This is a genomic window from Bradyrhizobium canariense, assembly GCF_019402665.1.
GTDB lineage: Bacteria > Pseudomonadota > Alphaproteobacteria > Rhizobiales > Xanthobacteraceae > Bradyrhizobium > Bradyrhizobium canariense.
On sequence record NZ_VSST01000056.1, the window covers coordinates 11,816 to 24,598 of the forward strand.

Annotated in this window: 10 protein-coding genes; 3 read left to right on the forward strand and 7 right to left on the reverse strand. The window is 65.2% G+C overall.

From position 1 onward, the window contains the following. Positions 1 to 146 precede the first annotated feature (146 nt). Positions 147 to 1,667, forward strand: coding sequence for a PAS domain-containing hybrid sensor histidine kinase/response regulator family protein (locus FXB41_RS27710; RefSeq protein WP_219683997.1), 1,521 nt, complete (start codon positions 147 to 149; stop codon positions 1,665 to 1,667). An 8-nt stretch (positions 1,668 to 1,675) separates the two neighbouring features. On the opposite strand, the gene FXB41_RS27715 is transcribed toward FXB41_RS27710, so the two are convergent. From FXB41_RS27715 to FXB41_RS27735, 5 genes are all read right to left on the reverse strand, one after another. Next, positions 1,676 to 1,975, reverse strand: coding sequence for an acylphosphatase (locus tag FXB41_RS27715; protein ID WP_219683998.1), 300 nt, complete (start codon positions 1,973 to 1,975; stop codon positions 1,676 to 1,678). Next, positions 1,972 to 2,838, reverse strand: a complete 867-nt coding sequence (locus FXB41_RS27720; RefSeq protein ID WP_219683999.1) for an isocitrate lyase/PEP mutase family protein — start codon at positions 2,836 to 2,838, stop codon at positions 1,972 to 1,974. The genes FXB41_RS27715 and FXB41_RS27720 overlap by 4 nt, the downstream gene beginning before the upstream one ends. Positions 2,839 to 2,994: 156 nt before the next feature. Further along, a complete protein-coding gene (locus FXB41_RS27725) occupies positions 2,995 to 5,010 on the reverse strand; it encodes an acetyl-CoA carboxylase biotin carboxylase subunit (RefSeq protein WP_219684000.1) in 2,016 nt (671 codons plus the stop codon). A gap of 184 nt (positions 5,011 to 5,194) precedes the next feature. Beyond that, entirely contained in the window at positions 5,195 to 6,265 is a 1,071-nt protein-coding gene (locus tag FXB41_RS27730) for a zinc-binding metallopeptidase family protein (RefSeq protein ID WP_219684001.1), read from the reverse strand. Then, a complete protein-coding gene (locus FXB41_RS27735; protein WP_219684002.1) occupies positions 6,262 to 6,480 on the reverse strand; it encodes a hypothetical protein in 219 nt (72 codons plus the stop codon). The genes FXB41_RS27730 and FXB41_RS27735 overlap by 4 nt, the downstream gene beginning before the upstream one ends. On the opposite strand from FXB41_RS27735, the gene FXB41_RS27740 reads away from it, so the two are divergent. Together FXB41_RS27740 and FXB41_RS27745 are read left to right on the forward strand one after the other, a co-directional pair. Beyond that, positions 6,481 to 8,958, forward strand: coding sequence for a PAS domain-containing hybrid sensor histidine kinase/response regulator (locus FXB41_RS27740; RefSeq protein WP_219684003.1), 2,478 nt, complete (start codon positions 6,481 to 6,483; stop codon positions 8,956 to 8,958). 289 nt (positions 8,959 to 9,247) lie between these two features. Beyond that, complete coding sequence (locus FXB41_RS27745; protein ID WP_219684004.1) at positions 9,248 to 10,498, forward strand: arsenic transporter; 1,251 nt, start codon at positions 9,248 to 9,250, stop codon at positions 10,496 to 10,498. A gap of 9 nt (positions 10,499 to 10,507) precedes the next feature. Here the strand turns inward: FXB41_RS27745 and FXB41_RS27750 are convergent, their stop codons facing one another. Together FXB41_RS27750 and FXB41_RS27755 are read right to left on the reverse strand one after the other, a co-directional pair. Beyond that, a complete protein-coding gene (locus tag FXB41_RS27750; protein ID WP_007603148.1) occupies positions 10,508 to 11,872 on the reverse strand; it encodes an MFS transporter in 1,365 nt (454 codons plus the stop codon). Between the two features lie 115 nt (positions 11,873 to 11,987). Beyond that, positions 11,988 to 12,752, reverse strand: coding sequence for a GntR family transcriptional regulator (locus tag FXB41_RS27755; protein ID WP_219684005.1), 765 nt, complete (start codon positions 12,750 to 12,752; stop codon positions 11,988 to 11,990). Between the last annotated feature and the right edge of the window lie 31 nt (positions 12,753 to 12,783).

The window sequence follows — 12,783 nt, forward strand, 5'->3', positions numbered from 1 at the left end:
CCCGTTTACAAGATCGCCTCTAACGCTGCGAGCGTCTGCTGGTTTGCGTCCTGCATACGGGCTCGCAATGTTGCCTAAAAATGTTTCAACCTCCGGGAACAATCCGCCACGTGCTGCGTTTGCCCCCGTTGAGGCAGGGTCCGGGAATGGTCGAGAAGTCTAGTCAGCAGAGGGACTTGTTCGAAAGCGAACGCAGTTTCCGCCTGTTAGTTGAAGGAGTTGCGGACTACGCGCTCTACATGCTGGATCCCACCGGGAGAATCACCAGCTGGAACATCGGTGGCGAGCGCATCAAGGGCTATTCGCCTGGGGAGATCCTCGGCCAGCACTTTTCCCGTTTCTACACCGAGACCGACCGCGCCAACGGCAAGCCCGCCCGTGCACTCGGCATCGCGCGGGAAAAGGGCCGCTATGAGGAGGAAGGCTGGCGCGTCCGCAAGGATGGCACCTTCTTCTGGGCGAGCGTCGTGATCGATCCGATCTACGAGGCCGGCGAGCTGGTCGGCTTCGCCAAGATCACGCGCGACATCACCGAGCGCCGCAACACCCAGCTCAAGCTCGAGGCGATGCAGAAGCAGCTCGCCGAATCCCAGAAATTCGATGCGCTCGGCCAGCTCACCGGCGGGGTCGCCCACGACTTCAACAACCTCCTGATGATCATCAGCGGCAGCCTGCACATGCTGAAGCGAGGGGCCAACGACGAAGCCAAGCTGCAGCGCGCGATCTCGGCGATCGAGACCGCCACCAGGCGCGGCGCGGCGCTGACCAACCAGCTCCTCACCTTCGCACGGCGGCAGAGCGTCAATCCGCAGGCGATCGACTTCGCCGACCGCATCGCGGCGATCCGCGAGGTGCTCGATGCCGGCGTCGGCAGCTCCGTGCGCCTGGCCTTCGACGTCCGCGGCGACGTCTGGCCGATCAGGACCGACGTTTCCGAGCTCGAGACCGCGCTGCTCAACCTCGTCATCAATGCCCGCGACGCGATGCCCGACGGAGGCACGGTGACGATCGCAGCGCGCAATCTCGTGCTCGACGAGGACCCCCTCGTGGGCCAATTCATCGCGATCGACGTCAGCGATACCGGCCTCGGCATTCCCTCCGACGTTCTCGACAAGATCTTCGAGCCGTTCTTCACAACCAAGCCGATCGGAAAGGGCACCGGCCTCGGTCTCTCGCAGGTGCACGGCTTCGCCCATCAGGCCGGCGGCACGGTGCGGGTCGCGAGCGCGCTCGGCAAGGGCACGACCTTCACCATTCTCCTGCCGCGCGGAGAAGACGAACCGTCGCGCGAGGCGGCGGGAGAACCGGCGTTCCAAGGCAGCGGCACGGTGCTGCTAGTCGAGGACAATCCGGACGTCGCCGCCGTCAGCATCGGTCTTCTGGAGCAGCTCGGCTATCAGGTGCGCCGGGTCGCGGACGCCGAAGCCGCTTTGAGCGAGATAGAGAAGAACGGCGTCGACTTCGTGTTCTCGGATATCGTCATGCCCGGCAAGATGGACGGACTCAGCCTCGCCCATCACCTCCGCCAGATCCGCCCCGGCCTGCCGATCCTGCTCGCCACCGGCTACAGCGAAGTCGCCGCCGGCGTGCGCGGCGATTTCCCGATCCTGCGCAAGCCCTACGAGATCCACGAATTGAGCGAAGCGATCGCCAAGCTGCCGCGGTAATTCTTCAGCTACACCGTCGGCAACACCGAAAACGCCTCCCCTGCCCGGCGCAAGTTCAGCTCATCGACGTCGGCCGTCTCGCTGGTGACATTGTCGACGCGCGAGGACGGCGGGCCGTGGCGGCACAGCGCCACCATGTCGGCGACGTGCTTTGGCGGTCCCGCGAACAGCGCTTCGACGCTGCCGTCACGGCGGTTGCGGACCCAGCCTTCGAGGCCGCACGTCGTCGCCTGATATTCGAGCCAGGCCCGATAGCCGACGCCCTGCACGCGGCCGCGGATCATGACCTGGAGGATCGCCCGGCTCATTGTTTCAGTCCGAGGACATCGGCGCTGCGCGCCTTGACCTCGGCCTCGCGCGTGACGCGGCTGGTCAAGTCCGACGACGGAAGGCCTTTGAGATTCTTCGGCGCAGTGCCGTCGCGCAGCGCCTTCTGCGTCTCGTAGACGGCCTGCGTTGCGGCCGCGATCGGCGCGTGGCCCTGAAGCGCGATGCGCACGCGCTGGCCAGCAAGGTATTCGAGCACGTTCAACTCCTCCGGCGCGCCGCCGAGCACGATCGGCAGGCGCGTGGCGGATGCGACCGCCTCGAGCTCGGTGCGCGACTTGATGCCGGTGAAGAACAGCGCATCGACGCCGGTAGCCTCATAAGCTCTGGCGCGGCGGATCGCATCCTCGATCGAGGTGATCGAGGCCGCACCGGTGCGACCCATGATGACGAGCGAGGGATCGCCGCGGCCGTCGAGTGCCGCCTTCATCTTGCCGACGCCCTCCTCCAGCGAGATCAGCTGCGTCTTCGCTTCGCCGAAGCCAGCCGGCAGCAGCGTGTCCTCGATGGTGAGGCCGGCGGCACCCGCCGCTTCCAGCTCCTGCACCGTGCGGCGCACGTTGAGCGCGTTGCCATAGCCGTGATCGGCATCGACCAGCACCGGAAGTGCCGCCGCACGCGACATCCGCCGCATCTGCTCGGCAAGCTCGGTGAGCGTGATCAGCGTGATGTCGGGGTCGCCGAGCACCGCGAGCGAAGCCACCGAGCCGCCGAACATGCCGAGCGGGAAACCGAGATCCTCGGCGATGCGGATCGAGATGGCGTCGTAGACCGAGCCGGGATGGACGCAAGTCCCGCCCGACAGGATCGAGCGCAGTTTTTCGCGGCGGGAACGAAAGGCCATGGTGCCCTCTCAACTGTTGCGACGCAGCCGCAACATACACCGTCATTGCGAGCGCAGCGAAGCAATCCAGAATCTTTCAGCGGAGGCAGTCTGGATTGCTTCGCTGCGCTCGCAATGACGAAGTCAGTGGACCCCTCGCAAGAGTCCCCCCAAACCCTACGCAAACTCCAAAATCAGCGCGTCCACCGCGAGCGTCGCGCCGGCGGTGGCGTGGATCTTCTTCACGGTACCATCCTGCTCGGCGCGCAGCACGTTCTGCATCTTCATGGCTTCGACCACCGCGAGCGTCTCGCCGGCCTTGACCTCCTGCCCTTCGGTCACCGCGATCGAGACCACGAGGCCGGGCATCGGACAAAGCAGCTTCTTGCCGGTGTCGGCAGCCGTGGTCACCGGCATCAGTCGCGCCGAGGCTGCTTCCGCTTCGGTCCAGACATAGACCGGCACCTCGACGCCCTGATGCGCGAGGCGGATGCCGTTCGCGATCGGGCGCACCTGCACCGCGACGACGTGGCCGTCGATGGTGCCCTGCCAGACCGGATCGCCTGGCTTCCACGGCGACTGCAACAGATGCGCATTGCCGGCCCTGCCGTCGGCATCGAGGAAACGCACCGCGACCGCCTCGCCCTCGCGCGCGATCTCCAGCAGGATCTCCTGGCGGTCGAGCCAGACCGCACGGCGACGCTCGCGCTGCACGATGCGGCCGCCCATCTGACCCGAGATCTGCCGCTTGCGCTCGCCGAGCACGTGATCGATGGCGGCGCCGACCGCGGCAAGCCGCCGTGCGACCTCGCCTTCCGGCACGCGCACGGCAAAGCCCTTGGGGAATTCCTCGGCGATGAAGCCGGTGGAGAGCCGGCCTTCGCGCCAGCGCGGATGATGCATCAGCGCCGACAGGAACGGGATGTTGTGACGGATACCGTCCACGTAGAACGAGTCCAGCGCGGTGGCCTGCGCCTCGATCGCGGCCGCGCGCGACGGCGCGTGAGTGACGAGCTTTGCGATCATCGGATCGTAATGGATCGAGATCTCGCCGCCCTCCTGCACGCCGGTGTCGTTGCGCACGGTGATGCCGTCCTGGCTCGCTTCCGCCGGCGGACGGTATTTCACCAGACGACCGATCGAGGGCAGGAAGTTGCGGAACGGGTCCTCGGCGTAGAGACGCGACTCCACTGCCCAGCCCGTCAGCGTGACGTCCTTCTGCGTGATCGCGAGCTTCTCGCCGGCGGCGACGCGGAGCATCTGCTCGACGAGGTCGACGCCGGTGACGAGCTCGGTAACGGGATGCTCGACCTGGAGGCGCGTGTTCATCTCGAGGAAGTAGAAGCTCTTGTCCTGCCCCGCGACGAATTCGACGGTGCCGGCGGAGTCGTAATTCACCGCCTTAGCGAGTGCGACCGCCTGCTCGCCCATCTTGCGGCGGGTGGCTTCGTCGAGCAGCGGCGACGGCGCTTCCTCGATGACCTTCTGGTTGCGGCGCTGGATCGAGCATTCGCGCTCGCCGAGATAGATCACGTTGCCGTGCTTGTCGCCGAGCAGCTGGATCTCGATATGGCGGGGATCGACAATGAACTTTTCAATGAACACCCGGTCGTCGCCGAACGAGGCCTTGGCCTCGGCCTTGGCGAGGTTGAAGCCCTCGGCGACCTCGGAGGTCGAATGCGCGATGCGCATGCCCTTGCCGCCGCCGCCGGCGGAGGCCTTGATCATCACGGGATAGCCGATCTCGTCGGCGATCTTGACCGCGTGCGTGGCGTCCTCGATGACGCCGAGATAGCCGGGCACGGTCGAGACTTTTGCCTTCGCGGCAGCCCTCTTGGATTCGATCTTGTCGCCCATCGCCGCGATCGCGCCCGGGTTGGGGCCGATGAAGACGATGCCGGCCGCCTCCAGCGCGCGCGGAAACGCCTCGCGCTCGGACAGGAAGCCGTAACCGGGATGCACGGCCTCGGCGCCGGTCTTGCGGCAGGCCTCCACGATCTTCTCGATCACCAGATAACTCTCGGCCGCAGCCGGCGGGCCGATCAGCACGGCCTCGTCGGCCATCTCGACATGCAGAGCGTCGCGGTCGGCCTCGGAATAGACGGCGACCGTTTGAACTCCCATGCGGCGAGCGGTCTTGATGACCCGGCAGGCGATTTCGCCGCGATTGGCGATCAGAATGCGTTTGAACATGCTTTTCTTGAGTCTCGACCTTGGGCGGGACCCTTCCCTGGCCGTTGGAGCCTATGGGATGGGCCGTGTGGCTCCCGTGGTACATCAAAATAGGCCGGAGGCAACGGTCAAAATCCGGCCCCTCTGGCGTACCAGCGCAAGACCGAAGCAAGACCGAAACGGGCTTTGCAAGCTCCCGGACGGCCTACGGCTTCCCGGCCTTGCCCACGTTCCGGACCAGGCCGTGAATGAAGCCGAGCTTGTCGACGACGACCGGCGAGAGGATGAACGGATAGAGGTCGCGCATGCCCATGGCGCGGTTGACGCTGTTCATGGCGAAGGTGAAGGGCAGCCATGCGTTGACGATCGCCTCGACGTCCCTCGCTTCGTAAGGGTTGAAGCGGATGCGCGTCGTCAACTCCCCGTCGCGATCCACCTTGGGCCGCACCTCCATGCCGAACTCGCTAGCCATCTCCAGGGTGTCGACGATGTGAAGATAGTGCGCCCAGGTCTCGGCGAAATCTTCCCACGGATGCGTGGTCGCGTAGGCCGAGACGTAGTTCTGCTGCCAGTCCGGCGGGGCGCCTTCGGCATAGTGGCGCTGCAACGCCTGGCCGTAATCGGCGGAATCGTCGCCGAACACGGCGCGGCATTCGTCCAGCTCGCCGCCGTTGCGCACCAGCACGTCCCAGAAATAGTGCCCGACCTCGTGGCGGAAATGCCCGAGCAGCGTCCGGTAGGGCTCGCCCATCTCCAGCCTGCGCCGCTCGCGCTCGATGTCGTCGGCCTCGGTCAGCGCGATCGTGATCAGGCCGTTGTCGTGGCCGGTCAGGACCTTCTGCCCGCTCTGCGCATCGTCGGCGAGGAAATTGAAGATCAGGCCATGTTCGGGATTGTCCTGCCGGGTCTGGAGCGGCAGCTTCCAGCGGATCAGGGAATAGAACAGCCGGTGCTTCGCCATCTCCAGCTCACGCCAGCCGGCGAGTTGCGCCTGATCCGACAGGTCCGGCACGACGCCGTTATGGCGGCAGGCGCGGCAATAGCCGGTGGTATCACCTGCATCCGTCAGCCAGTTGCACGAATCGTGCTCGGCATTGCTGCACAGCATGCGACTTTCGCCCTTGGTCGCCAGCGTCTTCCAGGCCTCTCCGTCGGGCTCGATCGCCGACATCGTCTCCTTCTCCGGCAGGAAGGCGACCCGATGGCCGCAGCGTTCGCAGGCGCGGTTCTCGAAATAGAGGACGTTGCCGCAGGCCTGGCAGACAAAAAGCTTCAAGATTTAGCCTCTTCGGAAAGGGAGCTTTTGGGAATGAAAGTTGTGGCGCCTCGCGGATACGCGCGCGGAGGGCTCATCGTTCCAAGGTTCGGAACAAATAGCCAGACTTGGCGTTCGTTGATGCCCACCATACTGCATTCGGCGACGCCTTTCTTTCCATATTCCTTTTGAGCAATGGCCATCACGCGTCGTCTGTGTGAATATCGGTCGGCCACGTGCGCTCCCGCATCACAACGGCCAACGCCTTGAACGATCCTTTGCCCGAGACCATCGCCGCCGAAAGGCTGCGCCAGCACCTGGAAGATGTCGCGCGCGAGCGTGACAACGCCTATCGCGCGCTCCAGGAACGCGAAGCCGAGCTTGCGCGCATCCAGCGCATCGGCAAGGTCGGCGGTCTCGAAGTCGACTTCCGCGAAGGCTTCAAGAACCGCCGTTCGCCGGAATATCTGATGCTCCACGGCCTGCCGCCGGAAGCTGCCGGCGAGTCGCACGAGGATTGGATCAATCGCGTTCATCCCGATGACCGCGACGCTGCGGTAAAGCACTTCATCGATGCGCTGTCCGGCACGAGCGAGGACTACACCGCCGAATACCGCATCATCCGTCCCAGCGACGGCGAGACCCGCTGGATCCGAGTCGTCGCCAAGATCGAGCGCGATCGTGACGGCCGTGCCCTCCGCCTCGTGGGCGCCCATATCGACGTCACCGACCAGATGCTGGTGCGCGAGACCCTGCGCGAGAGCGAGGAGCGCTTCCGGCTGATCGCCGACAGCGCGCCGGTGCCGATCTGGGTCACCAAGCTCGACCGCACACGGTCCTTCGCCAACCAGGCCTATGTCGATTTCGTCGGCCTGCCCTACGACCAGGCCATCTCTTTCGACTGGCGCAAGGTGCTGCATCCGGACGACCTGCCGCATGTGCTGCAGCAATCCGTCCAGGGTGAAGCATCGCTCAAACCGTTCGTGCTGGAAGCCCGCTACAAGAATTCCGCCGGCGAGTGGCGCTGGCTGCGTTCGGAATCGCAGCCGCGCTGGGACCCGACCGGCAGGCATATCGGCTTCATCGGCGTTGCCCACGACATCACGGTGGCCAAGCAAGCCGAGATCGAGCTCCGGCAGCTCAATGAGACGCTGGAAGAACGCATCGTCGAGCGCACCGCCGAGCTCGAATCCAACGAGGCGCGGCTGCGCGCGATCCTGGAAACCAGCAACCAATATCAGGGCCTCGTCAATCTCAGGGGCGAGCTGCTTTACGCCAACACGACCGTGCTCGACGCCATCAAAGCGAGCCCTGCGGACGTGATCGGAAAGCCGTTGTGGCAGACGCCCTGGTTCAGCACGACGGAGGGCATGAGCGCACTGGTGCGCGAGGCCTTCGACACCGTGCTCAAGGGCGAAGCCGTGCGGCTGGAGATGCGCCTGCGCCTTCCCATCGGCGAGCGCGATTTCGAGTTCGGCATGCGCCCGGTGCTCGACCGCCACGGCAACATCACCGGCGCGGTGCCCGAGGCTGTCGACATCACCGAGCGCCGCCGCGGTGAGGAAGCGTTGCGGCAATCGCAGAAGATGGAGGCGATCGGCCAGCTCACCGGCGGCGTCGCGCATGACTTCAACAATCTGCTCACCATCATCCGCTCGGCCACCGATTTCCTGCGCCGCCGCGAGCTGCCGGAGGAGCGCCGCCGCCGCTATGTCGATGCCATCTCCGACACCGTCGAGCGTGCCTCCAAGCTGACCGCCCAGCTGCTGGCGTTTGCGCGCCGGCAGCCGCTCAAACCGCAGATCTTCAACGTCGCCAGCCAGGTTGAAGGCGTCGCGCAACTGGTCCGGCCGCTGGTCGGTGCTCGCATCGAAATCGCGGTGGAGGTTCACGATGGCGACTGCTTCACGGTCGCCGATATCGCGCAATTCGAGACCGCGCTGATCAACCTCGCGATCAACGCGCGCGACGCCATGGACGGCGAAGGCCGCCTCACCATCGCGGTCCGGAAGGTTCAGGGCATCCCTAACCTGCGCGCGCAACCGGCGCGCGGCGGCGACTATGTCGCGATCTCGGTCGCCGACACCGGAAGCGGCATCGCGCCTGAAAACATGGAAGCCATCTTCGAACCGTTCTTCACCACCAAGGAGGTCGGCAAGGGCACCGGCCTCGGCCTGAGCCAGGCCTTCGGCTTCGCAAAGCAGTCCGAGGGCGACATCGCCGTGACGAGCAAGCATGGTGAAGGCGCGACCTTCACCATCTATCTGCCGCGGGCGCAAAGCCCCGCGACGGATCAGGAAGCCGCGGCGCTGACCTATGAGGCCGCGTCCACCGGGCGCGGCTATCGCGTGCTCGTAGTGGAAGACGACGACGAGGTCGGCCGGTTCTCCACGGAGCTGCTGGAAGACCTCGGTTATGTCGTCCGCCGCGCCGCCAACGCCAATGCGGCGCTCGCCATCCTCGGCGAGAACGAGTTCGCCGTCGATCTCGTCTTCTCCGACGTCATCATGCCCGGCATGAACGGCGTCGAGCTCGCCGGCATCATCCGCGAACGCTATCCGGGCCTGCCCGTCGTGCTCACCTCTGGTTACAGCAACGTTCTCGCCGAGAACGCCGATCGCGGTTTCGAGCTGATCCAGAAGCCGTATTCGGTCGAAGCGCTGTCGCGCATCTTGCGCAAGGCGATCACGGCAAAGCTGTCGATGGCGCGGTGAGAGTGAACATCGCGAGACGCCTCCACAGATTCCGCCATTGCGAGGAGCTCTTGCGACGAAGCAATCCGGAACTCGCTCCGCGGAGACAGTCTGGATTGCTTCGCTCCGCTCGCAACGACGGCGCTATCGCGGCGCCCTAACCCCACAGGCTTTTGAGCAACATTGTGGACTGAAGCTCGGGCCGAGACGCGGCAAATCGCAGATAGCCGTCCGCGCCCGCGGGGGAAGACATCGGCATCGGCTTCCGCTATCGCTCCCGAATGAAGCCTTCCCACTTCGAGGACTGACCGTGCCGTCTGACGCCATCCTGGCCTGGAGCATCATCGTCGCCGCGACCGCGGGCGTCATCATCCGGCCCTTTCGCCTGCCGGAGGCGATCTGGGCCGTCATCGGCGCCGGCGCGCTGGTGCTGCTCGGCCTGCTGCCGTGGCAGGATGCGCTCACCGGCATCGAGAAAGGCGTCGATGTCTATCTCTTCCTGATCGGCATGATGCTGATCGCCGAACTGGCGCGGCTCGAGGGCCTGTTCGACTATCTCGCAGCGCTCGCCGTGGAATATGCCGGCGGCTCGCCGCAGCGGCTGTTCCTGCTGATCTACATCGTCGGCACGCTCGTCACCGTCCTGCTCTCGAACGACGCCACCGCGATCGTGCTGACGCCCGCCGTCTATGCCGCGACGCGCGCAGCCGGCGCCAAGCCGCTGCCTTATCTCTTCGTCTGCGCCTTCATCGCCAACGCAGCAAGCTTCGTGCTGCCGATCTCCAACCCGGCCAATCTCGTCGTGTTCGGGGCCCACATGCCTGCGCTCACCGAATGGCTGCGCCTGTTCGCCCTGCCCTCGGCGGCCTCGATCCTGCTGACCTACGTCGTGCTGCGCCTGACCCAGCACCGCGCCCTGAAGGAAGAGACGATCGCGCGCAGCGTGCCGCATCCAAAACTCGGCCGCGGCGGCAAGCTGACGGCCATCGGCATCGCGGCGATCGGAATCGTGCTGGTCACGGCCTCCGCGCTGGACAAGCAATTGGGCCTGCCGACCTTCGTCTGCGGCGTGGTGACGGCCGCAATCGTGCTGCTGCTCAACCGGCAATCGCCGCTACCCGTGCTGCGCGGCGTCTCCTGGAGCGTGCTGCCCCTGGTCGGCGGGCTGTTCGTGATGGTGGAAGCGCTGATCAAGACCGGCGTGATCGGGCAGCTCAGCGCGCTGCTGCATGAAGCTGTCGGGCAATCCGTGACGAAGGCGGCCTGGAGCGTCGGCATCGCCACCGCAGTCGCCGACAACATCGCCAACAATCTTCCCGTTGGCCTCGTTGCCGGCTCGGTCGCCGCCAGCCATCATTTACCCGCGCCGGTCGTCAGCGCCATCCTGATCGGCGTCGATCTCGGGCCCAATCTGTCGGTGACCGGTTCGCTCGCCACCATCCTGTGGCTGGTGGCGCTGCGGCGGGAGAAGATCGAGGTCGGCGCCTGGCCGTTCCTCAAGCTCGGACTGCTGGTGACGCCACCGGCCCTGATCGCGGCCTTGGCGGCCGCGATCAGGTAGCTTGCGAGATCAATCGTTCTCGTAGCCGTAGACTTCCGGCAGGATGAAGATCGCGGCGAGCAATCCGATCAGCGGGAAGATCGCGACCATCAGCGTGGCATTCGCCTGCCCGATTGCAGCGAACACCGTCGGGAACAGGAAGATCGCGAGGAACGACGGCAACTTCACGAACATGTAGGCGAAGCCGCTGGCGGTGCCGCGGTATTTCGGCTTGGCGACCATGGTCGGGATCGTCATGCAGTTCGACGCGTCCCAATAATGGCCCCACAGCATGGCGGCAGCCGCGAACGGCAGCAGGATCTTGTTGTCGGTGTAGAGCGCGAAGGCGGCAACCAGCAGCGAGGCCAGCACGATCGAGAAGCCCGCGATCGAGATGCCGCGATGGCCGATCTTCGGCGTCAGCAGCGGACCGACCCAGCCCGACACGGCGGCGAAGGAGAACAGCGCCATCGTCACCAGATTGATGCCGAGCACGCTCGACACGCCGACCATCACAAAGAGCACCGGCAGGTAGAACGCGAAGGTCGAGAACTCGCTGGCCTGCGCGAAGCAGGCGATCCAGCCGTAGATCGTGGCGCGCCAGCGGATCGGATCCTTCTTAAGGTCGGCGAGGAACGCGCGGGTCGAGACCTTGGGCACCTCCACGTCATGGTCCGGCAGCATGGCGAGATCGTCGTTGAACATCTCGCGCGCGACCTGCTTGGCCTCGCGGTAGCGTCCCTTCTGCACCAGCCACACCGCCGTCTCAGGCACGTCGTGGCGCATCACCAGGATGATCAGCGCCGGCAGCGCCCCGAGGCCGAGCGTCACGCGCCACAGCATCTCGTGCTGCATGTCGATCAGCAGGAAGATCACGATGACGCCGATGGTGAGGACTTCACCGACCGCGAACATGAACTGCCAGCGGTTGCCCATGACCTCGCGCTCGCCCTTGGCCATGGATTCCATGATGTAGGTGTAGCCGGTCGAAATATCCGAGCCGAGCGGAACGCCGAGCAGGAAGCGGATCACGACGAGCCAGCCGACGCTGGGCACGAAGGCCTGCGCCAGCGCCAGCACGATGAACATCACCATCGTCACCAGGAACATGACGCGGCGGCCGATCTTGTCGGAGAGCCAGCCGCCGAGCAGCGCACCGATCATGGCGCCGCCTTGCGTACCGGCCGCGGCCAGGCCCAGCATCAGCGGATCGGGATTGTACTGCTCCTTGATGAAGATCAGCACGAAGGCGATCGAATAGAGATCCCAGGCCTCGACCAGGATCGAGGCCATCATCAGCCAGCCGACCTTGTTGCCCTTGGGGCTGTAGTTCGTGATGAGGTAGCGGACCGCGGCTTCGCTCGCGGTCGGTTGTGGCATCGCCATCGTCGACATCTTTGGTCCTCTCTTCAAAACTTTCTAAAGCGCGATGAGATCAGGATCGTCACCGCGCTTTGGCCTAATTGTTTGAGCACGATCTCTTCGGAAAACCGCTGCACACTTTTCCGGATCATGTGCCAAGCAGCGGCTCGATGCTGCAATCGAGCAGGCGCGGGTCGATCCCGACCTCCATGCCGGTGAACATCTCGCCCATGTAGTCGATCAGTGCATCGCTCGCCTTCACTGCGTCCTCGACGCGGCGGCTGGCGACGGCAGCGAGAATGGCGAGGTGATGATCGATCGTGCCCGACAGTTCGGCCTGTCCCGGCATGAACCGGTGGTGGATGTAGCCGATGCGTCGGTACAGCGTGTGCAGCGGCCGCAGCGTGTGCACCAGAAAGGGCTCGCCTGCCGCCTCCAGCACCAGCGCGTCGATGCGGCGGTCGATATGATTGAACTCGTCGAGGGTCAGACTGGCGCGGCGCTCGCGCAAAAGACGCTCGATGTGCAGCGCCTGATTGCGGTGCGAGAGGCTGGCGCGATCGGCCGCGAGCCGGATCACGAAGCGCTCCATGTCGCGGCGCAAGGCCAGCAGCATGCGCTCGCGTGCCAGATCGATCGGCGCAATGCGCAGACCGTGGCGCGGACGGATGATGATCAACGTATCGGCGGAGAGACGATTGACGGCGTGATGAACCGGCGTACGGCCGAAGCCGGTGATGTGCTGCAATTCCAGCATCGTCATGAACTGGCCGGGCTTGAGCTCGCAATGGACGAGCAGCTCTTCGATCCTCTGATAGGCCAGCTCGAAGAAGTTGAGACGGTTGCGCCGGGAGGGCTTGCCCTCGCCGTCGTCGTTCCTCACCACCTCGAGCGCGCGCTTGCGCGTTGCCATCTCGTCTCTCCCCTCAGCCCGCGCCGTCGTT

Bases quoted from the DNA above. Each gene is read 5' to 3' on its own strand.
- FXB41_RS27710 (WP_219683997.1), top strand. From the start codon at position 147: ATGGTCGAGAAGTCTAGTCAGCAGAGGGACTTGTTCGAAAGCGAACGC.
- FXB41_RS27715 (WP_219683998.1), bottom strand. From the start codon at position 1,975: ATGAGCCGGGCGATCCTCCAGGTCATGATCCGCGGCCGCGTGCAGGGC.
- FXB41_RS27720 (WP_219683999.1), bottom strand. From the start codon at position 2,838: ATGGCCTTTCGTTCCCGCCGCGAAAAACTGCGCTCGATCCTGTCGGGC.
- FXB41_RS27725 (WP_219684000.1), bottom strand. From the start codon at position 5,010: ATGTTCAAACGCATTCTGATCGCCAATCGCGGCGAAATCGCCTGCCGG.
- FXB41_RS27750 (WP_007603148.1), bottom strand. From the start codon at position 11,872: ATGTCGACGATGGCGATGCCACAACCGACCGCGAGCGAAGCCGCGGTC.
- FXB41_RS27755 (WP_219684005.1), bottom strand. From the start codon at position 12,752: ATGGCAACGCGCAAGCGCGCGCTCGAGGTGGTGAGGAACGACGACGGC.